Source organism: Sporocytophaga sp., assembly GCF_017745095.1.
Lineage (GTDB): Bacteria > Bacteroidota > Bacteroidia > Cytophagales > Cytophagaceae > Sporocytophaga.
In genome coordinates this window covers 137,447-164,048 of the sequence record NZ_JAGHZZ010000060.1, presented here as the reverse complement: position 1 = coordinate 164,048, position 26,602 = coordinate 137,447, and the positions used below count along the sequence as shown (strand labels likewise).

26 protein-coding genes are annotated in these 26,602 nt (G+C 35.3%); 13 read left to right on the top strand and 13 right to left on the bottom strand.

The features are described 5' to 3' along the window. Positions 1-70: 70 nt before the first annotated feature. Positions 71-2,350 carry a glycoside hydrolase family 3 N-terminal domain-containing protein gene (locus tag J7604_RS26850; RefSeq protein ID WP_293903703.1) on the bottom strand — a complete coding sequence of 760 codons (2,280 nt, stop codon included), beginning with the start codon at positions 2,348-2,350 and terminating at the stop codon, positions 71-73. A 227-nt stretch (positions 2,351-2,577) separates the two neighbouring features. Between J7604_RS26850 and J7604_RS26845 the strand changes: the two genes are divergently transcribed. The 5 genes from J7604_RS26845 to J7604_RS26825 all read left to right on the top strand — a co-directional run bounded on the left by J7604_RS26845 (position 2,578) and on the right by J7604_RS26825 (position 6,543). Beyond that, positions 2,578-4,461 carry a 7TM diverse intracellular signaling domain-containing protein gene (locus tag J7604_RS26845; protein WP_293903700.1) on the top strand — a complete coding sequence of 628 codons (1,884 nt, stop codon included), beginning with the start codon at positions 2,578-2,580 and terminating at the stop codon, positions 4,459-4,461. Between the two features lie 84 nt (positions 4,462-4,545). Then, entirely contained in the window at positions 4,546-5,115 is a 570-nt protein-coding gene (locus J7604_RS26840; protein WP_293903697.1) for a chalcone isomerase family protein, read from the top strand. A 105-nt stretch (positions 5,116-5,220) separates the two neighbouring features. After that, positions 5,221-5,610, top strand: a complete 390-nt coding sequence (locus tag J7604_RS26835; protein WP_293903694.1) for an energy transducer TonB — start codon at positions 5,221-5,223, stop codon at positions 5,608-5,610. A gap of 30 nt (positions 5,611-5,640) precedes the next feature. Beyond that, positions 5,641-6,102, top strand: a complete 462-nt coding sequence (locus J7604_RS26830; protein WP_293903691.1) for an energy transducer TonB — start codon at positions 5,641-5,643, stop codon at positions 6,100-6,102. A gap of 9 nt (positions 6,103-6,111) precedes the next feature. Then, entirely contained in the window at positions 6,112-6,543 is a 432-nt protein-coding gene (locus tag J7604_RS26825) for an energy transducer TonB (protein ID WP_293903688.1), read from the top strand. Between the two features lie 9 nt (positions 6,544-6,552). On the opposite strand, the gene J7604_RS26820 is transcribed toward J7604_RS26825, so the two are convergent. After that, positions 6,553-7,359 (bottom strand): LuxR C-terminal-related transcriptional regulator, encoded by an 807-nt coding sequence (locus tag J7604_RS26820; RefSeq protein WP_293903685.1) that lies wholly within the window; start codon positions 7,357-7,359, stop codon positions 6,553-6,555. Between the two features lie 441 nt (positions 7,360-7,800). Between J7604_RS26820 and J7604_RS26815 the strand changes: the two genes are divergently transcribed. After that, complete coding sequence (locus J7604_RS26815; RefSeq protein ID WP_156026951.1) at positions 7,801-7,974, top strand: hypothetical protein; 174 nt, start codon at positions 7,801-7,803, stop codon at positions 7,972-7,974. 370 nt (positions 7,975-8,344) lie between these two features. After that, a complete protein-coding gene (locus J7604_RS26810) occupies positions 8,345-9,796 on the top strand; it encodes a potassium/proton antiporter (protein WP_293903681.1) in 1,452 nt (483 codons plus the stop codon). A gap of 76 nt (positions 9,797-9,872) precedes the next feature. Here the strand turns inward: J7604_RS26810 and J7604_RS26805 are convergent, their stop codons facing one another. Both J7604_RS26805 and J7604_RS26800 read right to left on the bottom strand, forming a co-directional pair. Further along, positions 9,873-10,118 (bottom strand): hypothetical protein, encoded by a 246-nt coding sequence (locus J7604_RS26805; protein WP_028979160.1) that lies wholly within the window; start codon positions 10,116-10,118, stop codon positions 9,873-9,875. A gap of 143 nt (positions 10,119-10,261) precedes the next feature. Continuing rightward, complete coding sequence (locus tag J7604_RS26800) at positions 10,262-10,678, bottom strand: hypothetical protein (protein ID WP_293903677.1); 417 nt, start codon at positions 10,676-10,678, stop codon at positions 10,262-10,264. A gap of 129 nt (positions 10,679-10,807) precedes the next feature. Here J7604_RS26800 and J7604_RS26795 point away from each other — a divergent pair, with 129 nt between their 5' ends. Continuing rightward, the gene (locus J7604_RS26795; RefSeq protein ID WP_293903674.1) at positions 10,808-11,047 is read left to right on the top strand and encodes a hypothetical protein; all 240 of its coding nucleotides are present in this window, start codon (positions 10,808-10,810) and stop codon (positions 11,045-11,047) included. Between the two features lie 2 nt (positions 11,048-11,049). Here J7604_RS26795 and J7604_RS26790 read toward each other — a convergent pair whose 3' ends face one another. Next, positions 11,050-12,180 carry a FlgD immunoglobulin-like domain containing protein gene (locus J7604_RS26790; RefSeq protein ID WP_293903671.1) on the bottom strand — a complete coding sequence of 377 codons (1,131 nt, stop codon included), beginning with the start codon at positions 12,178-12,180 and terminating at the stop codon, positions 11,050-11,052. Further along, a complete protein-coding gene (locus tag J7604_RS26785) occupies positions 12,155-12,754 on the bottom strand; it encodes a sigma-70 family RNA polymerase sigma factor (protein ID WP_293903668.1) in 600 nt (199 codons plus the stop codon). The genes J7604_RS26790 and J7604_RS26785 overlap by 26 nt, the downstream gene beginning before the upstream one ends. A gap of 157 nt (positions 12,755-12,911) precedes the next feature. Between J7604_RS26785 and J7604_RS26780 the strand changes: the two genes are divergently transcribed. The 3 genes from J7604_RS26780 (at position 12,912) to J7604_RS26770 (ending at position 17,067) form a co-directional block, all read left to right on the top strand. After that, a complete protein-coding gene (locus tag J7604_RS26780; RefSeq protein WP_293903665.1) occupies positions 12,912-13,844 on the top strand; it encodes a type IX secretion system membrane protein PorP/SprF in 933 nt (310 codons plus the stop codon). Further along, positions 13,831-15,858 (top strand): hypothetical protein, encoded by a 2,028-nt coding sequence (locus J7604_RS26775; protein ID WP_293903662.1) that lies wholly within the window; start codon positions 13,831-13,833, stop codon positions 15,856-15,858. Before J7604_RS26780 ends, J7604_RS26775 begins: the two co-directional genes overlap by 14 nt. A 282-nt stretch (positions 15,859-16,140) precedes the next feature. Next, entirely contained in the window at positions 16,141-17,067 is a 927-nt protein-coding gene (locus tag J7604_RS26770; protein ID WP_293903659.1) for an aspartyl/asparaginyl beta-hydroxylase domain-containing protein, read from the top strand. Between the two features lie 94 nt (positions 17,068-17,161). Here the strand turns inward: J7604_RS26770 and J7604_RS26765 are convergent, their stop codons facing one another. From J7604_RS26765 to hrpB, 4 genes are all read right to left on the bottom strand, one after another. Beyond that, a complete protein-coding gene (locus tag J7604_RS26765) occupies positions 17,162-18,103 on the bottom strand; it encodes an SPFH domain-containing protein (protein ID WP_293903656.1) in 942 nt (313 codons plus the stop codon). Between the two features lie 185 nt (positions 18,104-18,288). Then, positions 18,289-18,537 (bottom strand): hypothetical protein, encoded by a 249-nt coding sequence (locus J7604_RS26760; RefSeq protein ID WP_293903653.1) that lies wholly within the window; start codon positions 18,535-18,537, stop codon positions 18,289-18,291. Between the two features lie 142 nt (positions 18,538-18,679). Further along, positions 18,680-18,943 carry a TraR/DksA C4-type zinc finger protein gene (locus J7604_RS26755; RefSeq protein WP_367113621.1) on the bottom strand — a complete coding sequence of 88 codons (264 nt, stop codon included), beginning with the start codon at positions 18,941-18,943 and terminating at the stop codon, positions 18,680-18,682. A 26-nt stretch (positions 18,944-18,969) separates the two neighbouring features. After that, positions 18,970-21,465: an ATP-dependent helicase HrpB gene (gene hrpB, locus J7604_RS26750; RefSeq protein ID WP_293903650.1), complete on the bottom strand. Its 2,496-nt coding sequence runs from the start codon at positions 21,463-21,465 to the stop codon at positions 18,970-18,972. Positions 21,466-21,604: 139 nt separating this feature from the next. Here hrpB and J7604_RS26745 point away from each other — a divergent pair, with 139 nt between their 5' ends. Beyond that, on the top strand, positions 21,605-22,105 hold the full coding sequence (locus J7604_RS26745; protein ID WP_293903647.1) for a methionine-R-sulfoxide reductase: 501 nt from the start codon (positions 21,605-21,607) through the stop codon (positions 22,103-22,105). 74 nt (positions 22,106-22,179) lie between these two features. Here J7604_RS26745 and J7604_RS26740 read toward each other — a convergent pair whose 3' ends face one another. Next, positions 22,180-23,076: a hypothetical protein gene (locus J7604_RS26740; protein WP_293903644.1), complete on the bottom strand. Its 897-nt coding sequence runs from the start codon at positions 23,074-23,076 to the stop codon at positions 22,180-22,182. Between the two features lie 287 nt (positions 23,077-23,363). Here J7604_RS26740 and J7604_RS26735 point away from each other — a divergent pair, with 287 nt between their 5' ends. Then, positions 23,364-23,909: an HdeD family acid-resistance protein gene (locus tag J7604_RS26735; RefSeq protein WP_293903641.1), complete on the top strand. Its 546-nt coding sequence runs from the start codon at positions 23,364-23,366 to the stop codon at positions 23,907-23,909. A gap of 101 nt (positions 23,910-24,010) precedes the next feature. Here the strand turns inward: J7604_RS26735 and J7604_RS26730 are convergent, their stop codons facing one another. After that, entirely contained in the window at positions 24,011-25,225 is a 1,215-nt protein-coding gene (locus J7604_RS26730) for a polymer-forming cytoskeletal protein (RefSeq protein WP_293903638.1), read from the bottom strand. Between the two features lie 59 nt (positions 25,226-25,284). Further along, the gene (locus tag J7604_RS26725; RefSeq protein ID WP_293903635.1) at positions 25,285-26,313 is read right to left on the bottom strand and encodes a rod shape-determining protein; all 1,029 of its coding nucleotides are present in this window, start codon (positions 26,311-26,313) and stop codon (positions 25,285-25,287) included. Between the last annotated feature and the right edge of the window lie 289 nt (positions 26,314-26,602).

The window sequence follows — 26,602 nt, the reverse complement described above, 5'->3', positions numbered from 1 at the left end:
CGACTTTTACAAAGAATATACCAAATCTTGAAATGTAAAGACGAACAGGATAAGAAACACTCAATTCAGTCTATTTATATGAAATTAACACCTTTTGATTTTCAATCATTAACTCAAATTCACCAGGCTCAGTTACAGTCTCCAGCTTTTTATTTACAAATGCCAGATCATTTTTGTCTAGTTCGAATTCTATAGTGACAGTTTCTCCAGCTTTGATTGCAACCTTTTTAAATTTTCTAAGGCGCTTGTTGTCAGGTGTGACGCTGGCAAACAGGTCTCTCGAATATAATTCTACAGTATGTTTTCCATTCATCTGCCCACTGTTTTTCACTTCCACTGAAATTTTTACTGTTTCATTTCCTGTAAACTCTTTCTTGTTGACCTTAATAGGACTGTATTCAAAAGTCGTATAGCTAAGGCCGAAACCGAAAGGCCACTGTGGTTTGTATCCATTGTATTCAAACCCTTGAGCTGTTTCCTGAATTTTTTCAGTAAACTTGTGATCATACAAAACCAGATCTCCTGTGGCTGCAGGATAAGTAAATGGCAATCTGCCGTCAGGGTTATAATCTCCAAACAATACGTCTGCTATTGCATCAGCACCTTTGGTACCTGGCCAATATGCTTGTATAATTCCTTTTACACCAGGAACTATAGTATTGATCACGCGAGGTCTGCCTTGAGTCATGATAAGAATTACTGGCTTGCCTGTGCTAATTGCTACTTTGGCAAGATTTAACTGATTTGCAGGAAGCGCTAATTCATCGATGGCTCCAGGCTGTTCAGCATATGCATCTTCTCCAAGACAAAGAACAATGAAGTCAAACGATGATGCATATTTAAAAATAGATTCTGTAGCAAAATTGACCTCGCTATTATATTCTTTTGAACCGTAAAAGGTAACATTGTTTTTACCTGTTTTTTCTTCTATTGCCTGAAGAATTGTTTTGGTTGTGGAAGGATAGTATTTGCTATTGTTACCTTGCCATGAATAAGACCAGCATCCGTGAAGACTTGGAAGGTTATCAGCTCCGGGACCGGCAAGGAGTATCTTAGCATTTTTCTTTAAAGGCAATACCGGACTTGTTCCAAGGGTTTCATTTTTTAAGAGCGTTATAGACTCTCTTGAAGCCTGCAGTGCTGCTGCACCATATTCAGGAAGGTTAAACAAAGAGGCAGCTGATTTTTCAGGATAAGGATTGTCAAATAATCCCAGATCATATTTAAGCTTTAATATTCTTTTAACAGATGCATTAATCGTTTCCATGCTTACTTGTCCTTCTTTTACAAGTTCGGTCAGATAGGTGAAGAAGCTATAGTCATTAGGTACCATACTCATGTCAATACCTGCATTAATAGCTATCTTAACTGCCTCTTTAGGACTAGCAGCGATCATATGTCTGTTGTGCAATCTTATAATGTCTTCCCAGTCTGTTACGACTAATCCCTTAAAGCCAAGTTCTTTTCTTAGCACTTCTTTCAGAAGGTATTCATTTGCATGGGTTGGTATGCCATTGATTTCTGCCGAGTTAATCATTACTGTGGATGCACCAGCTTCAATAGCAGCTTTAAATTGAGGCAGATAATATTCTCTGAGAATAATATCAGGAATATGAGCCGGTGTTCTGTCCTTACCTGTTCTTGGAGCAGAATAGCCGATAAAGTGCTTCATACATGATGCTACAGCTGTAGGATTTTTAAGACCATCGCCTTCCATACCTTTGATGGTTGCAACTCCCATTTGTTTGGTAAGGTAGACATCTTCACCCCAGGTTTCTGCAAATCTTGACCATAATGGCTGTCTGCCAGCGTCTAATACAGGAGAGAAATTCCATCTGATGCCGGAAGCTCTTACTTCTCTTGCAGTTATGTTTCCTCCTTGTTTGGCAAGGTCCTCATTTCGAGTAGCTGCAAGTCCCAGGTTATGAGGAAAAAGTGTTGAATTAAGGGTAAAAGTTGTTCCATGCACTGCATCTATTCCATATATCACAGGAATTTTGTTAGGCGTCTTTTTCGCTAAGTCCTGGATTTCTGTAATGATCTTATGCCAGGTCTCAACAGAATAGGCTCTTCCAACAGGATTAAGGACGGAGCCCACCTTGTATTCAAGAATAGCTTTTTTAAGCTTTTCTTTATCAAGACTACCGTCTGTGTTCTGGTATCCATTGACAGCAAGCAGGTTCAGGTCAATTTGTGTCATCTGACCTACTTTTTCTTCAATAGACATCTGAGATATCAGATGATCAATCTTTTGATCCTGACTTTGCGCCTGGGTATTTTGATAACTGAATGCTAAAGCCATAACTACTAGATTACCAGCTTTAGTTAACTTTTTAAATAATCTTTTCATAGGATAATTAATTTTTTACCATGTAATCGATAGCAAAGAATAGGAAGAGAAATAAGAAATAAATAAGATTTTTTATAAAAAATTATATTTTTGGGCTGGGTAATCTTCGTTATTGAAGAATAAAATTACGGTTTATTACCTTAGTTTTGTGTCTGTTATTCAAGTTTTTATGGTTAAATGGTGATGAAAAGTCATCCCGGAGTAACGATCTTAGAAAAAAGCAATTTATGAGCAGTCGAGTTTTCAGGTTTATAATTTTTCTGACTTGTCTGATTTTATCAGTGGGGGAAATTTATGCAAAAATTGATCTGACAGATCACGCAGAAGATTTGATCATTCAGGGAAAAGAAGCTGAATGGTTGGAGGATTTTTCAGGTGAAAAAACATTTGAAGAAATAGCATCAAAAGGAACCTTTTTTAAATCAGAAAGTGGAGTTTTAAGAAACTTTAATCCTTCTTCTGTTTATTGGATCAGATTTCATGTTAAGAATAATGCCTCAAGGGATAAAAAATGGGTGCTGGAAAGTCTTACGCCCAACATTAAATTATTGGATGTATGGATTCCGGATGAAAAGGGGGTTATAAGGCAATATACTTCAGGTCTGCTTCATCAAAAGGCCAAAAGCTATCCTCATAAAAATTACGTCTTTGACTTACCGTCTACGCTTACTAATTATACAGTTTATGCCAGGATTTATTCTCCTAATGATACCGGACTAGAATTTAAAATAAGGTCTCAGCATTACTTTACCGCTTATGCGTTATATGAGTATTTCTTTCTTGGTATTTATTATGGCTGTCTTCTGCTAATGCTGATTTATAACCTGCTGCTTTATATTACCAATAAGGAGAGGGTTTATTTATTTTATTCTGTTTATGTTGTTGCTTGCATATTCCTATCTCTTACAGAAGATGGTCTGGGAGTAGAGGTTTTCTGGAAAGGTTTTTCTTCAGATAGTCTTTATCTCTATTATTACATTGCCCCTCTGGTATTTCTTATCAGTTCTGTATTCTATGCAAGAGCTTTTCTAAATCTGAAAATAAACTTTCCTCAAGCTGATAAAACATTACTTTTTCTTACAATATTATATACTTGTTATGTTGGTATTGAAGCGTTCAGAAATTCTAAATTTTCTTTGCCAGAGCTATATATAGTGCCTTTTGTATTGATTTATGCAATTTCTATTTATATCTATATAAAAGGTTATAAGGCAGCCAGATTTTTTATACTGGGTTATACAGTAGTCTTTATATCCTTGATCATCCTTCAGCTCAGGTTAAATAAAATTATAGAACCAGATATTTTTAGTGTATATGTTTTTAATTATGGGATTCTTGCTGAAGCTATGATTCTTTCATTTGCACTAGGAGACAGGCTCAAGATGATCAGGAAAGAAAAGAATGAGGCTGACAAACAAATCATCATTCATTTAAAAGAAAACAATGATCTTAAAGGCCAATTAGTTGTTGAATTGGAAGAGAAGAATCTGCTTGCGGGCAAAGTAAATAGGGAGTTGGATATGAAAGTACAAGAGCGGACAAGAGCACTTCAGGAGAAGACAGATGAATTGTCTTTGGCTCATGATAAACTGGAATTGTATTCTAAAAAGCTGGCTGAAATGAATATTCAGCTTGATCTGGATAACTGGAAACTAAAGACCAAGGTGAAGGAAGAACGCAAGGCAAGGATAGTTTCAGAAGAGATTTCTCTTGAAGAATTTTTAACAACCTTTCCGGATCAGAGTGCATGTCTCAGATATTTAGAAGAGTTGAAATGGGCAGAAGGGTATGTTTGCAGGAAGTGTAACAATGGAAAGTTTTCTGAAAAAACTTTTTCAAGAAAATGTACAAAGTGTAATTACATAGAATCTCCAACTTCTAATACTCTCTTTCACGGGATTAAAATTCCTTTGAATAAGGCCTTTTATCTGCTTTACTGTACAAATCTCAAAACGGCTAAGTATACTTTGGATGAGTTAAGTGTGAAGCTGGAGATTGGCAAAAATACTTGTTGGGAATTCAGAAAAAGAGTACAGCAAAGGCAGGATGAGAAAAGGAAGACTCTTAAGATAAAAGAAATTGAAAACTGGGAACTTTTAATTATGGATTAAAAGGTTGAAGCTTTTTGTGCGAGATTGAACTTATGGATATGTCGAAGAGGTTATAGGAGCATCAATAAAAAATAACCCCTCTTTATGTCAAAACTGAAAAATCTGCTGATACTGGTATTATTGGTATGCTCTATTGTACCACAAGCTCAAAGCAAAGGTAAGGATAACAAAATGCCAGATAATTTAAATATATCGGCAGAAAAGCAGCAATTGGTATTAAACGGATGGGGAGTAAGAAGGAAGTTTTGCATGGACCTTTTCGAAGGTGGGCTTTATCTGAAAGAGAGAAGTAAAGATGCCAATAAAATTATTCAGGCAGATGAACCTATGAGCATCAGAATACATGTTGTCTCTGACCTCATAACCAGCAAAAGACTTGAAGAGAATATGCGTTCGGAATTTGACCGTGTGACCAATGGTAATTGGGGGACGAATAAAGCTAATATTGAAACAGTAATGAATGCGTTTAAAGAAGATGTCAATAATGGCGACGTGTTTGATTTGGTTTATCTTCCTGGTATAGGTTTAAGGATTTATAAAAACAATAAAGAGCAGGCTCTTGTCAAAAGCCTCGATTTTAAAAAACTTTTGTATTCTATATGGTTAGGCAATGATCCTCAGGATGCAAAGCTTAAAAAAGGCATGATGGGCTGAGAATTGATAAGTTTTAAGTTGTAAGTTTGAAGTATGTTAAGGTGGTAGAAAGCAGGGGAAGCCCTGCTTTTTCTGTTTATATTTGTATATAATTTTTTGACAGATATGTATAAGATAATTGTTTTACTGGCTCTTGTTTTTCCTTTGAATGCATTTGGCCAAATAGAGACATCTCCAAAGATTGACAGTGTATCTGGGGATTCAATTATTCCTGCTTCATTTAAAGGAGATTTGGAGAAGTATATTAGGGAAAATGTAATATATCCTCGGGGAGCACAAAATAAAGGAATTCAAGGTAAAGTTGTCGCCACTTTTATGGTTGATACAAATGGAATTATTTCAAATATTCATATTGTAAAGAGTGTGCATGAATTATTAGATAATGAATTTTTACGAGTGATAGGTATAATGCCACCCTGGAATCCTGCAACTAAAAAAGGTGAACCTGTTAAGAGTGAGAAGTCGCTTCCTTTAATATTTCGATTACCTGATTAATGATTCACATAAATTGATTTAATTTTATAAATGATCTCTAAGTATATTTTTATAATTCTTCTTTTGCTTACATTTAATGTAATAGCATCTGCTCAATCAGATTTTGTCCATGAAAGTTCAATAGTTAACTCCAAAGGAGAAAGAATTTATCCTGATAAAAAAAAGAACAAATCTGAGGATACTGATAATTTTAGACCACCAGTTTGTCCGTACAATCTGGAAAAGTTTTTTCGTGAAAATATTAAGTATCCGGAAGAGGGATTGAAAAATAAGCTTGAAGGAAAAGTTTTTGTAGAATTCACTATAGACTCAACTGGTAAAATTATTAATCCTCGTATTGTAAGAGGACTTGGTAATGGTTTTGATGAAGAAGTAATGAGAGTATTTCAGTTAATGCCAGATTGGAAACCTGGATATTCGGATGGCAAACCCGTTGATAGTAAAAAGGTGTTACCAGTAGAATTTCTTCTGTCTAAAAAAGGTAAAAAGTAATTGTTATTTATGAGAAATCTGATGATTGTGGCATTGATACTATTTTCCGGAATAGCATCAGCTAATAATTCAACTGAAATTACGCTTTCGAATTCTAAAGAAGCATATAAATCAACGGCAGGAAAACAAAAGAAAAAGCCAGCCACATTTAGAGGGAATCTGAAAATATATTTAAAGCAAAATCTCCAATACCCGGAAGAGGCTTTGATAAAAGGGCTAGAAGATACAGTATTTGTTACCTTTGATATTGATATATACGGAAATATAATGGATCCCAGAATAGCTGAGCCTGGGCAAATATTTTTTGACGAGGAAGCATTGCGGGTAATAAAACTAATGCCGGCTTGGAATCCTGCCACAATAGATGGAGAGGCTGTTTCAGGATGCCAGATATTACCAGTAATATTCAGACTTCCTGAAAAACACCATTCCTTAAAATAAGAGTCCTTATTATCTATTAAAATTTTCTATTAAGCCCCTAATAGTTGCCAGTTTTATCAATTCAGTGGTGTTCTGCACACTGCTCTTTTCAATCATATTTTTTCTGTGCGTAGAAACTGTGTGGACACTGAGATTTAGAATTTCACCTATCTTTTTGCTTGTCTTTCCTTCTGCCAGAAGAGAGATGATTTCGAGTTCTCTCTTTGAAAATTTGTATTTGGCACCTGTAGAGCTAAAGCTGGTAGAGAAGATTTTTTTTAACAGGCCTGCGTCTGATTTTTTGCAAACAAGAAACTCATTTACTTCATCTTTTTTAAATAAAGAAACATCAGATATTGAAAGTATTGAATGAATGGGCTGTCCTTTGGAGTTGGTTTTAAATGGCCTCAATTCTAATAAAGTCCAAATATAGTTGCCATCACTTCTTCTCATCTTTAAAGTAAAACTTAATTTAAGGTCAGTGACTTTTCTTTTCTGAGAATACAAATGATAATACTTAAAAAGTAGTGGAAGGATTTCATTGTCGAAAAGATCTCTTTGCGCTGGATGCAATAAGGAAAGTATAAATTGGATGTTTCCTTGCAAGAACTTTTTATGATCAAATCCTAAAATTGCCTTGGTGTTAGAACTGAAAAAATCATAACCACAACTGACATGATTGTATATACCTGTTATTGTAGCTGAATTTATATTTAATAAATCAGCTATGTTTAAATCTCTTTGATTACCCTTAATTTTTCCATCAGGATAATTATAGAATTTCCTGGTAATGTCTACCAGTTTTCTGTTGATTGAATCGGAAACTGTTTTTTCCATATGCTATTTGAAATTGAAAAATGTTATACTGTCGTATTAAAAACTAAACTAACTAGTTGTTGAAGTATGGTTAATTTGTACTTTAAATCATACTTCAATTAAAGAGGATTTAAAGTTATATATATTACTGTAACTTTCTAGTATTCTATTCTTTAAAGGAAAAGTTTTTGTGCCTAAAATTAGAATTATAATTGTTTTACCTATCCACCTTATTATAATTCATAAAAAAAATCCTAATGTTAAGCTGGAGGCCAGCAATAAAGTAATTTTTGTAATACTAAATCACATGGAAAAAGTAAACATCTGAAACATAAAAGATTGGTAGTTTACCTGTACATTTTTTTGTTGAATATTTAAAGTCTATAGTTGAATTGATGATTTCTTGGGATATAACAATTAAAAATTGAAACTGTCCACGTTCTAAAATCGTAAAAATACATTATGAAAAAGATGGTCTTAAAAACATTAGTCTGGCTTAGATCCAGTTTGGGTTTTAGGCAGAAAAAAGCAAACATTGACATGATTATTGAAGAAAACATGGCAATGATGAAAGAAATAAGAGCTAAGAGAATAAGCTTTTATAGGCACTATAAAAAAGCTGAATCATATTTATGATTTAGTTGATGAAGAATAATGAATAACCTGCAGGTTTTTTTACCATTGTATTGAACATTTATAGGTTAGGTTGAAAAAGCAATTTTTTTCTGCTTTTCATTTTGTTGCCATAGTTCCAGGTCTCTTATTGGGTATGGTGCAGGAAGTATATTTCCTATATTATTTTACTTCTAAAGATATCTTGATTTTTTTGCCATATCAGTTAAAGTTTTTCTGGTTTAATAGTTTTTATTCAGTTCAATTTTTGAATGCAATAGAAATTTTGGAGAATGTCTTTTAGAGGGCCAGATAGATTCAATCTATATTTTATATAAGCCGAAAGAGCATTTTCAAATAATAACAATCATCAAAAGCTTAGTATATTTAATTCATGAATTCTCTGGAAACAATTTTACTTAGTATATCTATCCTTATCATCATTAGTACAATTGTTGCTAAAGTGTCAAAGAAAATTGGAATGCCTGTATTATTAATCTTTATAGGTATTGGTATGCTTGCCGGTTCTGAAGGTCCTGGTGGTATTGAGTTTGATAATGCCTCAATAGCCCAGAATGTTGGAATTATTTCATTAATATTTATACTTTTTTCTGGTGGACTTGATACCAACTGGTCCAAAACCAAACCTGTGATGTGGTCGTCTCTAAGTCTTTCTACGCTTGGAGTTTTAATTACTACATATGCTGTGGGAGCATTTGTTCATTTCCTTTTTGATCTTCAATGGGCCAAGGCATTGTTGCTTGGTGCGGTAGTTTCGTCAACAGATGCAGCAGCAGTATTTTCAATATTAAGCTTCAGTAATTTGAACTTGAAAGGGAAGGTAAAGCCATTGCTGGAGCTTGAATCTGGAACGAATGATCCAATGGCCATTTTCCTTACAATAAGTCTTATTGCATTTATTACCAATAGAAGCACATCATATATTGAATTTTTTGAGTTGTTTTTTCTGCAAATGGGACTTGGCTTCCTTATTGGTTTTTCTGCAGGTAGGTTAATGGTGGCAATTATAAACAGAGTAAGATTTCCTATTGAAGGTTTTTACACTGTTTTTGTGCTGGCTTTTTCAGTATTAATATATTCCTTTACTGCAAAGGTAGAGGGAAGTGGATTCCTGGCTGTATATGTAGCGGGGGTTGTAGTTAATAATTATGAAGTAGTACACAAAAGAGCTATATATAGATTTTTTGATGGTCTTGCCTGGCTGTCTCAAACAGGAATGTTTATTACTCTTGGTTTGCTTGTATTTCCAAGTAAGTTGGTGCCGGTAATGTTTACCGGAATCCTGGTGTCTGTTTTTCTTATAGTGGTAGCAAGGCCATTAGGAGTATTTATTTCGTTGGCGAAGTCTGAATTTAATTACAGAGAAAAGTTTTTGATCTCCTGGGTTGGTCTCAGAGGAGCTGTACCTGTGATCCTAGCCACCTTTCCTCTTTTGGCAGGGATAAAAGAAGCTGGTTGGATATTTAATGTAGTGTTTTTTATTGTGCTGTCTTCAGCTATTGTTCAAGGTTGGATTATATCTCCAATAGCTAAATGGCTGAAACTTGACGCACCATCAAAAACAAAAATAAAATCACCTGTTGAATTCAGTTATCCTCAAGATAGTTCTATGAAACTTATTAATCTTCGTGTACCTGAAAGACATGGTAGTATTAATAAATCTCTGGTACAGATTCCGCAGTTGAAAGGGAACCTGATTGTCACCATTACAAGAGACAATAATTACTTTGTGCCCAGTGGAGGAACAGTGCTGGAGCCAGGAGACATCATTCAGGTTTTGGTAGCGAAAGAGAAAGTACACGAATTGAAAGAGTATTTTTCTTGATTTGAAAATAAAGAACCCGAAGTACTTGATGGATCAAAATGCTTCGGGCCTTAAAATTTTTACCTATGGTTAAAGACTATTTCATTAACCATTCGGAGAGTGACTTAATGTCTGTGCAGGGGATCGTAAGTGTAATGTAATCCTGGGTAAGAATTGTGATTGAGATCACGCCTTGAGCAATGGCACCGGTTTTTACTTTAGTTCTACCAACCAGTCTGCCAATAAATTTTAGCCCAAGCTTTTTGTACGATTCACTTTTTTCGTCAAAAACAGCAACTACTGTTTTATTGTTGAGTTCGGCTGAAATTTTTTCGAAATCCATCTCTAAGCTTTGATTTATATTCGGTTAAAATATAATTATATTAAAGAGATTCTATGATCTTGCTTCAATATAAGTATTAAAATTTAATTTCAAAAACCATTCCCATTTTTTTATGTGGTAATTAAGATTTCATTAAATTTTATCTATGATACCTTATATTGTTCGAGCCACTGAAGTGCTTTGGTCTTGTCAGTAAAGAGCCTTGCAGGCACTTTATGAGTTTTAAATTTTATGAAAAAGTTCCCGAAGATTTCCTGAGCTTTACTTTTAATGATGAATGCTCCCGCTGTCAGATAACATGTACCTTTATCCGAATTAAGCAGTTGCATAGCATCTTTAGTAACATATTTTACTTTGCGGACATCGTTGAGTAATGGATAGTACTTGTCTCCACAGATCTTTATTCTTTTGTTTATTGCAAGCTCGGCAAATTCGTAATTGATAACCATTTCTTTTTTGGTCTCACAGCAAATAATGCCATCAATGATTTTTATATATATAAACTCATCTTCATATTGACTTTCCTGACTTTCCATTTTTACGCTTGTCTCTGACGTCATTAAATTTAATCTAGCTAACGAATTATTGCACAAAAAATTTTATTGTGTTGTTAAAATAAAGAAGGGCTAAAACTACAAAAGGTTATGAAGCGGTTGGGGTTATTCATTATTTCTTTGTTAATATTTTTTATGATTGCTTGTTCTTCGGGAACTTATGTTGGCAGAACATATCCAAATAGCTATGGATATGATTATTATCCGTATTCTTACTATAATAATTATGATCCGTACTGGAATGATTATGGATCATTCTACCCTTATTCAAACCCGGGTTACCAGAACTATAATTACGGTTATGGTTGGAATTATTATCCTTATAATTACAGATATTATCATAATTATGACCGCAGTATAGATGAGATGTGGTAAGGTTAGCGAGGTATGGAAATATATCCGTTAATAATATTTCCTTTATCTCCTTTAATAGTATAATAGTATTGTCCCATTGACAAATCTTGTCCATCGTTTGTTTTGCCATCCCAAGTAAAGTTATCACTATCGGAATAGCTGTATTCAAATAAAATTTTGCCTTGAAGATCTTTAATTGTAATTACATTTTCTTTTGAAATAACAGGAGCTGTCCAGGTTTCGCCTTTTAATGGGTAAATGATCACTTCTTTAAAGCAATTTTTCTCAGGTATTGTCAAATGTTTTTTTGATATACAACCTTGTGCATCTTTGATTAAGAGCTGAACTGACCCGGAAGCTAACTCTTCAAATACCGGAAATTCTTGATACTCGGTGCCCCCATTAAGTGAAAACTTATAGCCAGGTTTCCCACCTTTTACTGAAGCAAGGTCAATTGTAATTTTTCCTGAACCTTTCTGGTCCTTACAAGCAGGTTCAATATGTATAAAAGCATCTATAGCTTCTGCTTTGCAAGGAACCGTGCCGCTGTTTTGATTATTGTTTTCCTTCGATTGCTCTGCCTTTTGTTCTATGTCCAGATTATTAGACTTAGAATATGTGATAGTAGCAGGAAGTTGTATTATAGAATCTTTTAATCTTTGCGGATCCGATGTTGACGAAGATGCAACCTGCTCTTTTTTCTCAACATTTGTTTGTTTTTGAGTTGCAATTTCAGAAGTATAGTGATTAGGAGTAGCTACTATTTTTTCTGACAGTTTAGCATTTTTGGATATAGGTGATTCTTTTGAAGCCGGGTTTACAAGGGGGGGATTTGCAGCTTCAAATTCATCTGCATTAGGGGACAGCGTAAAGTAGGTAATACCTGAAATCAATACAACAGCAGCTGCAAGGCTTCCAAATAGTTTGTAGCGACTGGTGGTTCTTTCTTTCAAAGAGATGCGTTTTAAATCTTTTCTGAGCTCAGTCAGATTCAGTTCTACGATTGCTTCATTAGCAAGCTGTTGCAATTGCACCTCTTCGGCAAGACTTTCGTGCTTTTCCATCATCTCCTTAAATTCAATAAGATTGTGTCCGGAAAGCTCCCCGTTAAGGTATTCATCTATCTTCTCAAAACTGTCTCTCAGGTTGCTCATGATTTATTAATTCTTTTACTAAGGGATTTTTCTTCAGCAAGCTTATCAGCTGCTGTTTGCATTTGTAGTTTCTGGTTTTTGCTCCATTTTCAGTAGTAAAGCCCATTTTTTCACAAATTTCTTTCATAGACATTTTATGATAAATGGTGTAAGAAAGAAGTTCTTTACATCTATCACCCAACTCCCCAAGTACTGAGGTTAAGAGTTGAGACCTTTCTTCTGATATCATCAGGTCTAATGTATCGGACTCAGAATAGATTATTGCCGAGGATTCTTCTTTATATACTTTTTCTTTTACTTTTCTACGTTTTGCTTCATTGATCCACAAGTTCCGAGCCACTGAATATATAAATGCTCCGACTTCATAGGTGGAATCAAACCGGTTTAGTTTCACCTGTCTGTATAGAATGACAATGGCTTCCTGGAAAATATCTTCAGCATCTTCAGAATTTCCTGAATTTTCAATAATTAATTTTTTAATCCTCGGGAAATAAGTCTTGTAGAGATAAGATAATATTTGTGAATTATCTTTCCCTGCAATAGATTCTAGGATGTAGGTGTTGCTGTAAGCCACTGAACCGGATTTTATCTGATCATTCTACAAATTAAGGAATTAATTGTAACCCCTCTGTGGAATTTTTTTATAAAAGTTACCACTCATTTTATTGAATTTAGTGACAAATTTTCATAAAGTTTGACTAGTTTTAAAGTGCTTTGGAAGCACTAGCTAAATGAGGATTTATCTAATATTTTTATTTTTAACTTTTGGGTCTTTAAATTCTATTGCACAGCAGGCTGAGAACAGATTTCTTCCTGTTCAACTCTATCAATTCTGTGAATTTTATTCTTTGACAAATCCTGCAAGGAGTTCTGAAAATTTTAAATATGATATTAATGTTGGTCACAGAGGGTATGCTTATGAAGGAATAACCAATCATATGAATTATTTGAATGCTCAGGCTAAATTTTACCAGAAGTATGATCGCATTCACAATGTAGGTCTGAGTTTTATTGGCATTTCAGAAGGCCAATACTTCAAGAAAAATCAGGTAATGGTTAGTTATGCCTGGCATATGCCTGTTGGTAAGAAAAATTATCTTTCAGTAGGATTAGCGTTGGGAGCATTCAATTATGCAGTGGGGGCCACACAACTTTCCGCGGGTGCGAATTCCATGACGAGTACTGGAAATGCAGGAATATTACTTTATAACGACCAGTTTTTTTGCGGAGCCTCAGTAAATCAGTTAACTAATGGAAGAGTGGTACCAATTAATGAGGTGACAAGGCTTTCACGACATTATAATGTTGTTTGTGGTAAAATTTTCCATTTAAATCACTATATTTCATTAAAATCTGCTTTGCTGATCAGGTACGTAAACAACCCGATAAATGACAGCGAAAGACCCTTCCCACAGATATATTTTGGTACGCTCCTCGGCGGATTATTCTCTGCAGGAGCAGTATATCAGTATAAAAATGGCATGGCTTTAACCGCGGGCCTCGAAGGAATTTATCTGAATGACAATAAATTAAACATCTTTTTTTCTTATCAGGTATATAGCACCCATGCCAGACTTAATCTGCGTACGTACGAGATCGGACTGGGCTTCTATATAAAAGAGAAAAGAAGTCCAGACAAGTTGGAGGAAGATGACTCGGAATAAAGGGTTACAATCGGATGGCTTGACTGTAGTATTGAATACACAGAAGAATGATAAAAGAATGAGTAAAGGATTCTTCAAAATACTGATTTATCTCATACTATTTGCGACAACAGTAGGATACAGCCAGAAATTACCATGGACGGCGGTACAAGAGACTACTATTTTCGAAGATATTGAAATAAATACAACTCAATCTTTGTATGAGGGAGATACCTTATTGCTCGGTGCATTTTATAGTAAGTCCCCAGGTTTTTTTAAATGTGGTGGATATGCCAGAGTACCTGGGGACTCAGTTCTTAGAGTATATGGTAAAGATGCTTATAATGATGGCTTTTTGAATGGAGAGGAATATCAGTTTAGAGTTTATAATCCTAAAATGGGTTGCTATATGGTATTGGGCTCATATAATTCATCTACATTTGGAAATCCGGTTTATCTGGACGTCTCTTCTCTGACAGTAGCCCTTCCTTCAGTTGTTTATCCTCAGATTGTTAGCTGCAGGAGTAAAGAAGACTTGTTTCCTATAATTATCGATAATTTAGCTCCTACTTTTTCTTCCACTCCGTATGGTTTAGCGATTGATTCTCTTACAGGAACCATCAATACTGAAAACAGCAGGCCTGGTGAATATAAAGTAAAAGCTGTAACAGAAAGCTGTTTGGCAAATGATACTTTTTCAATTACGATAACTGAAGGGAAAAATTTACTTGAATCAAGTGATACTACTATTTGTGAAGAGACAGGCGAAATAGGTGCATTCTATTTCAATGAATCTAATATCTATGTCTGGAATACCGGAGATTCTTCACAATCTATTAACATAAACAAGCCTGGTGAATACTGGGTGAAGATGATAGATACAATGGGATGCTTGTCCCAAGACACTATGGTAGTGAATCTTTTGCCTAAAAAGATACTTGGTAATGATACAGTTATTTGTACAAATACCATTACTTTAAATGCTCCGGATGGCTATTTTTATCAATGGAATACAGGTAATCAAGAAAAGTCTATTACAGTGGATACTTCGGGATTGTATACAGTAAAAACGGGCAATGAATTTTGTACTGTATTAGATTCTATTTTTATCACATTGAAAAAACCTGTTCAATTTGATCTGGGAAAGGATACCTCTGTCTTGTGTCTATCTCCATTTAATCTGAGCGGTCCTCCTGGTTATAAATATCAATGGGAAACAGGTGATCATTCACAAACAATTCAAGTTAATAAGTCAGGAAAGTATTATCTTACTCTAATTGATGGTGATGGGTGCAAATCCATTGATAGTATTACTGTAGATTTTTCTAAGGCAGCTGATATGCCTGCTATAAATCTTGGTTCTGATACTATAGTATGTGCATCTTCATTTATAATTAAATCAAATACTTCAGGTGTGTCATATACCTGGAGTACTGGTGAAAAGGCAGATTCGATTAAAGTTCAGGCTACAGGGATATACACATTAACAGTTAAGGACCAAAATGGATGCTCAAACTCTGATGATATTGCGGTGGAATTTAAGGACGGCTTTTCGGTAGGAAATATCTCTGTTGAAATCATTAATCCTCCTTGTAATGAAAATATAAGTGTTAAGCTTAATCCTGATTCGCTTTATGGAGCTTTTCCGTATACCTATGATCTGATAAAAGATGGATTTGTCGTGAGTAATAGCCCTAACGGAATATTTAATAATGTGCAAGAAGGTAACTATAATTTTGAAATCAGAGATTCCCAGGGTTGCAAAGCATTAAGTAGTAATAATATAATTACAGTAAAGAAAGCGGAACCTTGTCCGGAAAAGGTACTTGCCTTTACCGGAACATCCCAGCCTTCTTATTTTATCGGATTTCCGGGGACGACAAAGATTTATGATATGAGCGGGCTTCTTATTAAAACTATTCCAACTCCTGCTGAATGGGATGGTACCGGAAATAATGGGGAAGTTGTACCAATGGGAGATTATATTATTGTATGCGGTGAAAATCAGAAAATAGTAGTTACTGTAATTAAATAAAAAAAATTATAAAAGAGGGGTTACATTCCATGTACCTGATTGTAGAATGATCATATTTGCCCTAATTCTTAAATCGGCGAACTTATTTTTTATACAATCACAGTTGTGAATTTTTTCTTGTATAAGGTCTTTGGCTTGGATTGGGTGAATGTTTTGTAATTATAAATTTTTTTGGTTGAAATGAAGCAGATGGTGAGAGCTATCTGCTTTTTTTGTAAACATTATTCCTGGAAAATTGTTTAGCTAAATCATTTTTAATCACGAAGCTACAACATTTGTCTTATGGAAAACTGGTATCAATATATCTTCAATGGAAAAGTAGTATTTCTGTTGGTTCTGATATTTTCTTCTATGTACATTCATTATCGAGGAAAGGTCAGATATACTTTCTTTCGTCAGCTGTTGGACCACTCCACCTTTATGGCCCCAATAAATTTTCTGATGTACGTGTTTTCCTCAGCACCGGCTCGGCCATACCTGGAGGTCTCTAAGTATGCAGATTTACAGACTTTAAAAAATAATTGGGAAACTATCAGGGATGAAGCTTTGAGTCTTGAAAGAAGCGCATTGATCAAGGGCTCTGATAAATACAATGACATTGGTTTTAATTCATTTTTCAGAAGAGGGTGGAAGAGGTTTTATCTGAAATGGTATAATGATTTTCACCCTTCTGCTTTGGAGTGTTGTCCGAAAACTGTAGAGTTGGTAAAAAATATTCCTTCCATAAAGGCAGCAATGTTCGTGGTGTTGCCTGCCGGTAGCAAACTTCCTGAGCATCGTGATCCTTATGCTGGCTCCCTGAGGTATCACCTTGGCCTGATTACTCCTAATTCACCTAAGTGCGAACTTGTTCTGGATGGCCAGCCTTATTTCTGGAAAGATGGTGAAGATGTTTTATTTGATGAAACCTATATTCATTATGCGGAAAACGCTACAGATAAAGACAGATTGATATTTTTCTGTGATATTGAAAGACCGATGAAATTAAAAATCGGAAGGTGGCTCAATAGTTTCTTCGGTTGGTTTATTATGGCTTCCGCTGCTTCTCCGAATAAGGAAGAAGATAAAACCGGAAATCTGAATAAAGTATTCAAATATCTATATCAGATAAGATTGCTTGGCAAAAAGATAAAGGCATACAACAAGACTGTTTATTATGGGGTAAAATATGCTCTTTTCGGCTCTATTATTTATCTTATTTTCTTTTAGTAATTAGATATAAGCCAGCAGTTTTAAAAAGAGTTCAATAAAAAAAGCATAGGTTAAGCCTATGCTTTTTTTATTGAAGGGCTTAATTCAGGGTTTAATTATCCGTATTTTTCCCATTTTTAAAATCACCCATTGAAATTGCCAACAGTTCTTTCATAGTTCTCTGCATGCTATCTGTTGATCCATCAAGGAATATTGTATTTCCTTTACCATGTTCAGCAAAATGCTTTACGGCTTCTGTCCACATCGAGAATAAAATGAGTGAGGCGTTAAGATTGGCTTCCTGCATTTCTTTGGCAGCCTGGGTCATACCTTTTGCTACTTCTTGTCTGAATAGGGCAACTCCTTGTCCGCGAAGCATTGATGCTTCCCTTTCTGCCTCTGCAGCAATTTTAATAGCATTACCTTCTGCTTCTGCTGCTTTTGTTTTGGTAATGAGTAATGCCTGACCCTCATTTTCAGCAGCTGCTTTAAGATTATTGGATGCAACCACCTGAGCCATGGATTTCATAATATCTTCATCAAAAGTTATGTCATTCATCTGAAGGTCCAGCAAATGATAGCCCCAGCTTTCAAGGGTTACATCAAGCTGTTCTTTTACATCTTCTACAATTTCTCTCCGGAGCGAAAGCACTTCAGATTGTTTTTTTGTTGCTACAAATCCTCTGATTGAACCTTCTACCGTGCGTATCAGTGCCTGCATGAAATTAGTATGGTCCACAAATTTAAAAGCAACATTTTTTATGGTTTCTTCTTTCTGGTCCAATACTGAGTATAGTAACATGGCAGTAAAATTAACATTGGCCTGGTCAATGGTAGTCGCTTGAAACTCAAGTTCTGCGGAATGGTTCTGGACAGATACTCTATTGTGTATGGTTTCAATCAAGGGGATTTTCAGGTTTAATCCTGGAGACATGATTCGGCGATATTTTCCGAAAACAGTGATTACACCTATTGTTCCTTGTTTTACAGTAACAAAAGAACTAAACAAAATAATGAGGACCAGGATGGCGAAAATGATAAAAACGTAGATCATGGTAGTAAGACTAAATAATGGTTTATATAAATCCTATATCGAATATAAAAAGTCAATAGTTGTTGAATTACAAAAAAATAATTAAATCTTTTTTAAAATTATTTCACCAAAAATAGGTACAAATCCTATCTCAAAAAAAGAATAAAAAGTCCTGCTTAGCTTATTACCAGGCAGGACTTTGGGCCCTATGCCTGATTATTATTTACCTTGGTGTTAATGCAATAAATCAGATCGTCAATTGTAGACTCCGGAGTTATTTCATTATTCCCTATATCTATTTTAAAAATATTTTCTACGTTGAATAACAAAAGATTAAAATCTATAATGGTTAATTTCAGATCTTTTGTAAAAGATGAAGTACTGTCAATTTTTTTTGAATGAATCAGAATTTCTTTGTCAAGAATTCCATAAACAGTTTTTTTAATATTTCTCATAGCAAATGTATTTATAGCTATGACAACGTATTCGGTAATTACCCCTATACAAAAAAATGTAAAATTATATTTTTCTAAATCTGTATACTTTAAAATTTTTAAACGCGTTCCCCAAAATTATTGTGACTGATACAAACTAAATTTACTCGAGATTGCTCAGCTTAGGTATAGAGTTATCCTTAAATGTAACACCTTCTGAAACACCTCCTGTACGGTTCTGTTTTTGATATAACTCTTCTGCTTTTTCTGTAGAAACAATCTGTAATTCAGAATAGGTGGTTTTACCTGAAACAATTGGAAACCCAGCTACTCTTGCTGTTTCCGAACAGTCAAGGCAAGTTTTGGCATTTGGTAAAGCCTTCAGACGCAGATCCGGAATGGTTTTCTGACATTTGATACATTGCATGGTTTTAATTCCTTCCGAAGGATATTTTATTTTTGTTCTCTTCTTTTAACACCCCTTACAGCCTCAGCAGTCCAGGGATCTTCAGGCCAGTGATGTTTTGGATATCTCATTCTTAGTTCTTTCCTCACTTCCTGATAAGTGTTTTGCCAGAAACTTTTTAAATCCTGCGTTATTTGAACAGGCTTATATCCTGGAGATAACAAATGCAGAATTACTTTATTTCTTCCTTCATTAACCACAGGGGAATCAAGTAATCCAAAGACTTCCTGAAGTCTTACTGCTAGTACTGGTGGTGCTCCATCTTCCTTGTATTGAAGTTTGATAAGTGAGCCACTGGGTACTTTGATATGTGATGGTGCGAGATGATCTAGTTTTTGAAACAGATCCCAGGGAACTATTCCTGAAATGATTCCATTTACATCAAGTTTTTTGAAATCTTCTTTTTTTCTGAGATTCTGAAGATAAGGAGCAATCCATTCTTCGGCATTATCTGTAATGTACTTTCGGGTCATTTCAGGCCAGGGTTCTGTATTCCTCCATAGGTGAAGACTCAACAACCTTGCCATTAATTCATCAGTTTCTTCCGACCAAGAAAGGAGATCTTTGCCTTCTGATTTGATAACGGAACTTAACATTTCAGATAGTTCTTCATCAGGAATGTTTTTAAGCGGACTAGAGCTGACTATAATTTCTCCAATCTTAATCTCATTTCGGGCGATCATCATGCCCTTATTTTTATCCCAACCTACCGCTCTTTTGTTCTTTTTAAGATGATCCAGATCGTCAGGGTTAACTGGTGCTGCAAGAAAAATTTTGCCTTCACCGATACCTGCATCGAGATGTGCAATGGCAAGCCAGTTTTCAGTATTTAAAGGATCATATTCTCCAAGCCTTGCGGATCTTCCGTTAGCCAGTCTGTAGGAATTATTGGCGGAATCTTTTTTAATAGCAATTCTTTCAGGATATGCATCTGCTATCAGTTCTCCAACAGAAGTTGCATCTACAGCTGAGTTGTCAGCATTGATATTAAATGTTTTTCTCCAGGAAGAAGCTATACGTTCAATTCTTTCAAGGACATTTTTTTCTGCATCTGTATATTCCTTATTGCGCCACCTTCTCAGAGCCTCTATTCTTATCACCATGTTGCTTCCAGCTTCTTTGCGCAAAGGATCCCTCTCTTCAAGAATGGCCGCAAGATCGGAAGCTAATGGTAAGAGACCTTTATGTTTACCTTCTATCAGAAGGTGAGCAATTCTTGGATGAGTTGGTAATTTAATAATTTCTTTTCCTCTTTCAGTGATCTTTTCCTGATCATCAATTGCATCAATATTTTTTAAAAGCTCTTTGGCTTGCTTTACGGAACCCTGCGGTGGAGCAGTGAGGAAGGAAAGATTGTTAATGTCCCTTACTCCCCAGTTTATCAGTTCCAGCATGGTGGGGCTTAAATCTGCTTCAAGGATTTCGGGTGTTCTCTGGTCCTGAAGATATTGATGAGATGGTTGTGACCATAGCCTATAACATATTCCCGGCCCAAGTCTTCCGGCTCTTCCAGCTCTTTGTTCGGCAGCATCTTTAGTGACTGGTATTGTTTCGAGTTTGGTTAAACCGGTTTTGGGATCAAACTTGGGAGCCCTTGAAAATCCACTATCTACAACGATTTTTATGCCTTCTATTGTTAAGCTGGTTTCTGCAATAGATGTAGCCAGTATTATTTTTCTATAGCCATTGGAATCAGGAGATAAAGCTTCTTGTTGCTTTTGTAGAGGAAGGTCACCGTACAATGGCAATATTTTTATACCTCTCAAATCTTCACTTAGCGAGTCTAAGGTTTTAAGTATTTCGCCTGTCCCAGGCAAGAATACAAGTACATCGCCATCGTCATGAATCGATAATATTTTCTTTATGGCTTTTGATGTCTGCTGAGGAATAGATAGGTCATTATCAGGAGAAATATAATTAATTGTAACCGGGTGTTGCCTGCCACTGCTGGAGAGTATTGGAGCCTTGCCCAATAAAGAAGATAGCTGATCACCATTTAATGTCGCAGACATGATCAAGATGCGCAGATCTTCTCTAAGTACAGTCTGTACTTCTCTGCAAAGTGCCAGGGCAAGGTCTGCATGAAGGCTTCTTTCGTGAAATTCGTCGAAAATAACAAGACCTACATTTTCAAGAGAATTGTCCTGCTGAATCATTCTGGTTAGAATTCCCTCTGTAAGTACTTCAATCCTTGTGTCTTTACTTACCTTATTGTCAAAACGTACACGATATCCAACCGTTTTTCCAACATCTTCATCTAAGTGCTGAGCCATCCTCGCGGCTACGGCCCTGGCAGCCAGTTTTCTTGGCTCCAGCATAAGGATCTTTTTGCCGTTGAGCCAAGGTTCATTATACAAAGCAAGCGGAAGAACTGTACTCTTTCCTGCTCCTGGAGGAGCTTGTAATATCAGGGTAGTATTAAGATTTAATTTATCTTTTATATCCGGAATAATTTCCTGAATCGGAAGATCAATTGGACTCACTTTTTATTTTAAATTAAATGAAGGTGAAAATCAAAATGCAATTCAATATTTAGAAGCACTATTTTGTTTTAAAATTAGAAAGACGACATAAGAAAAGCTATCTCAAAAAGTTTTATATTGTAATTAACATCTTTTTGATATGAAGAAATGTGTTTTTCTTTTGCTTAGCAATATGTTGTTGTTTTATGTTTCATCCTGTTCTCAGAATAAATCTATGAATACAAATGAAAAATCTGTGGGGTTAGAAAAGTTCCATGTGGCTAAAGATTCTTCCCAGTTTAATGCTTTGAATCCTGAAGAAGAAAGGGTTATAGTGCATAAAGGCACGGAAAGACCTTTTACAGGTAAATATTACAAAAACAAAGAAGAGGGAACTTATATCTGTAAAAGGTGTAATGCTCCTCTATATAGATCTAAAGATAAGTTCGATTCTTTTTGTGGGTGGCCAAGTTTTGATGATGAAATTCCAGGTGCTGTAGAAAGAATTCCTGATCCGGATGGAATGAGAGTTGAAATTATTTGTGCTAATTGTAAAGCTCATCTAGGTCATGTTTTTGAGGGGGAGGGATTTACAGCTAAAAATTTAAGGCATTGCGTCAATTCTGTATCTATGGAGTTTGTCCCATTTAAAGAGAAGTAAAGGGTAAATATTTTTGTAAGTAAAAAGCCCTCGACTTTCGAGGGCTTTTTACTTGTTAGAAATTCTTCTTAGTATTAATAATTATGAATTTCTACATCGCTTTCATCCTGATAAGGAGAATCAGAATTTATTTCCACATCTTTATTTCTATCGCGCTCAATTTCAACATTGTCGTTGCTGTCGAAATTATATTCGCTTGAAGCATCATATCCTTCATTCATTGGAGTTTTTGCTTCTTCTTCATAATAATATTCTGTTTTTTCAACAGGTTGTGATGGATTTTCAACGACACTTTCTCTATATTTTTTGTTGTACTGATCCTTAGGTTCACCTCTGAAAAGCTTGGTTATACCTTTTACTGGTGAGTAAGCAATACGTGCAATACCTTCACCTGTTTCACTGACTATAGTTGTAGCGACTTTGAAAGGAGCTTCCACAATATTTCTGAATTTTGACTGATGCTCTTTCTCTTTCTTCTTATAAGTTACGGTTTCGGTAGCTTCAGTCATTTCGCCACTTGTAGTTACAAGTTCCTCTTCGCTTGTCATAGCCTGATCGCTGTTATCTGCATAGTCTTCTTCCATAAATAGAGAAGTGTCTCCTCCTGCAGTACTGGCTGATTCTTCAAAAGATGAAGTATCATTCAGCATAGATGAACCGCTTGGGCATGCTGCAGAAGTGTCTTCAAGCATTTCGTCATTCATGTCCACGTCTTCACTTTCGGATGATTCGAACTGATAAGCATCGTTATAGTTTTCACCTGTGCTGCTATAATCATATTGTCTGTCCTGCTCATCGAGCTGGTCATCATTTATATTATAGTCGTATTCGTCATACTGGAGTTCATCTGGTTTAGATTTGTCACCTGACATTCTGGACTCACCAGATTCTTTTTCTGTACAAACATATTCCTGCGCTACTGAAACGTTCCATATCCCCGCAGCCAGCAAAATAACCATTATATATCGCATTGTCGTTTTGTTTTAATTTAAACTTACAATTCGATAACATCAATGACTTTTTATTCCGTTCCTCAATTTGTCTAAGGGATAATTATTGAAGATTTTATGAACTAATTTTTGTGCATTTTTATTTGGTATTTTTTATGCGAATGTTCCGAATGCCTAAAAAACAGGACAGTTTATATTTATCCCAGAGAAGATTTGTCTTGATATCTGAACTTAATTAAAGTCCATATTTTTAATAATAATATAGTGTGACTAATTGAAAAAATTATTGTGTACTAAGAACTGATATTATGGAGACTTCTGTATCGAGATATGAGAGAAGGGCACGGTGGATGGCTGCCTTAAAAGGACTCGTTCTTATTCTGTTGGGTGTTGTAGCTTTGTTTTACCCGATTGCGACAATACTTACATTTGCAATTTATGTTGGTATTACTACGTTAGTGACTGGTTTTATTACAACTATTGCTGCTATTGTCAATCATAGGGTTAATGGTTGGGGCTGGGCTCTTGCTGAAGGTATTCTGGATATTATATTCGGAATAGTATTATTGTCGTATCCATTTATGACAGCTGTAATATTTCCAATAATGGTGGGCTTCTGGATATTCTTTGGAGGGGCTCTTCAGATATCTACTTCCATTGCTTACAGGTCTGAAGTGAAAAGCTGGTGGGTGGGATTGGTATTTGGAATATTGGCTATTATGTTTGCTTTCTGGATATTGTATTCACCAGTTTCTTCGGCAATTGCACTTACTTTCGTTGTTGGAATCTTTGCTATGGTATTTGGATTGTATTATATTATTAATGCTATTACTCATAAAAGGATTGCATTTTAGAGTTGCATCTTCTAGAGTGAATATTATTTATAGTAATGTATATAAGATTTTAGATTGAAAGGAGCTCCTTGGAGCTCCTTTTTTATATGGATTTTTTCTTATTAAAAACTAACCCTCGCCTGTTTTCTCTTATCGATGAATTTTAAAAGCAATCCTCCATAAGCTGCACAAGTAAGAAGAGCAATGATCAGGAATCCTATAAATGGAATCAGTAGGATCACATGGAGTAATATAAGGACAATAATGGCGGTTAATAAAAGCATCCATTTACTCCAGTGTTTCTGTAGTTTATAATTGGCAAAATTGGCGATGGCAAGCGATGTAACGACTAGTCCGCAGGAAATACTAAATAGGTAAAGAAAAAATAGAAGCACTGCGATTGGTATGCCTATAATACTTATAAATAGCAGAAAAATTGCGAATGGAAATAATATGAAGTATACAAGTCCATAACCCAGGCTTTTTACTGGCGTCTTAGCGAGGTATACTCCAGTGCTTTGAAAAGATATGGGCCAAATGTATGTGAGAAGGATAAACATCAATATCGCAAAAAGGATATGCCAGATCAAAAAGATGAGTCCTGATCGGTATGAAGTATCATTCTTATGATTATGTGTTGCTAAAGAATTGTCGTAATCAAAGCGAGCAGAATGAACTTTTGGGGAAACTTTTAGCGGTCCTCCTTCCTTCCAGTATCTGACATTACCCTTAAAAAATGCACTGGAACCAACTGTAAAATTTTGTGCTGCAATCTGAGCTCGTCCATTCAATACTCCATTGATTCTAAGTTTCCCTCCTTCAATTCTAGTATTACCATCAATGTTTCCACCTAGAGATATGGTCCCACCTTTAATGATAAGATTACCTTTGATGGTTCCTTCACAGAATATGCTTCCTGCATATATAGTAAGATCACCATATATTATACTGCCTTTACTGATATATACTTCGTTTCCGAATAGTATCACATCTCCTTTAATGGTACTGTTGATGTTGATGTTTCTTGCAGCAGCTCTGAAATCATCGTTCAATACACTTTTAACATCTATTGTTTCAGATGCAGTTACCAGGTCTCCGTTTATGGTGTCTTCAATTGAAATGCTTTGAGCAGCAGCATATAAGTCTCCTTTTATAACGGCTTTGGAAACAAGTTTTTTGGAGGAAACATATTGATCCCTACTTGTGGAAGTGTCAATGATAACGACATTTCCACTTTTATAATCACCGGCAAGGGCAGGATTGGAGTAAGGGGATAATAGAGGGAAGAATAAAATAGTAAGGTTGAAAACCAGGATGATTAAAGAGAGTAGTTTCATCTTTATTAAAGTTTAGATGAAAACTACGCTCAGAATGCATTGTTCACAACGGCTTCGACTTAAGCCATTAGCACATGATTATAATTTTCAGGTTTTTGAAGTATTTGAGCAATCCCTTTGCTAACCGAGAAAAAAGCATTGTAATCGATATGGACTGGCACTTGAATGCGGGCTTCGAATCTTTCCTTCATCCCCCTTAATAAAGCATTTCCACCCGTTACATGAATTCCATTGTAATAGATATCGGAAGCAAGTTCCGGAGGACAAGTTTCGAGGGTTTGAACGATGGTATTCTCTATTTTTGTAACGGATTTATCAATAACAGAAAAGATTTCTTTGTAGTCGATTTTTTTTGTTATAGGAATACCTGTAACAAGGTCTTTTCCCTTGATAGTGAGTGGAGGAGGAGGATTGTCTATATCTTCTCGAACTGCCCCGATACGGATCTTTATCTGTTCTGCAGTTTTAAGTCCCACTGCTAGATTATAATTCCTCCTGAAATGATCCTGAATTTCTTCGTCAAAAGTATCTCCAGCTGTTCTGATTGAATTAAAGGATACGATACCTGATAAGGAAATCACAACGATTTCTGTGATACCACCTCCAATGTCAACAATGAACTTTCCGTCGGGTTCTTCAATATTCAATCCCATGCCCATTGCCGCAGCTAAGGGCTCGAAAATAAGATATTTCTTTCTGGAATTAAATTGCTCAAGTGCATCCCGTAAGGCTCTTCTCTCTACTTCTGTTGCATAATAAGGGATTCCTGATATTATATGGTCAAAACCTCTGAAAGGCAATTTGCTAGGGAAAATTTTATCAACAAGTCCTCCAAGCATTTTTTCTGCAGAATGAAAATCAGCTATTACGCCCCCTTTCATTGGTTTTACAGCTTTTAGGTTCTCATGTGTTTTTTCAAACATATCATATGCCTCACCACCAACAGCTTTAAGAGAATTGTTGTATCTGTTCAAAACAATGTAGGAAGGTTCTGATAATAAGACATTATTCTTGTCTGTTAGAAGAGTATTATTATTGCCAAGATCTATGGCGAAACTTTTTTCTTTGTTGAAATTTAAATTTAACATATGGTTTATTACCCTGCTGTATAAATCCTTTTAACGGCGAATTTCCTAAAAGTGATGTCTTTAAATTAAGTTTATTTATCGAAGAAATGTAAAAATATATAGAAATACTAAGATAAAACCTTTAATTTTATTGAAAATCGCTTAAACCTGTATATTAGGTTTTTACTTTTTTACTGGTTTTGCGTACATCCACTTATATATTAAAACCTTTAGGGATGTTACAATTTCAAATTACGCTCCCCGTTACCAAAATATGCTTTGACAGTTAAAAGGTCTGTGGTGTGGGAGA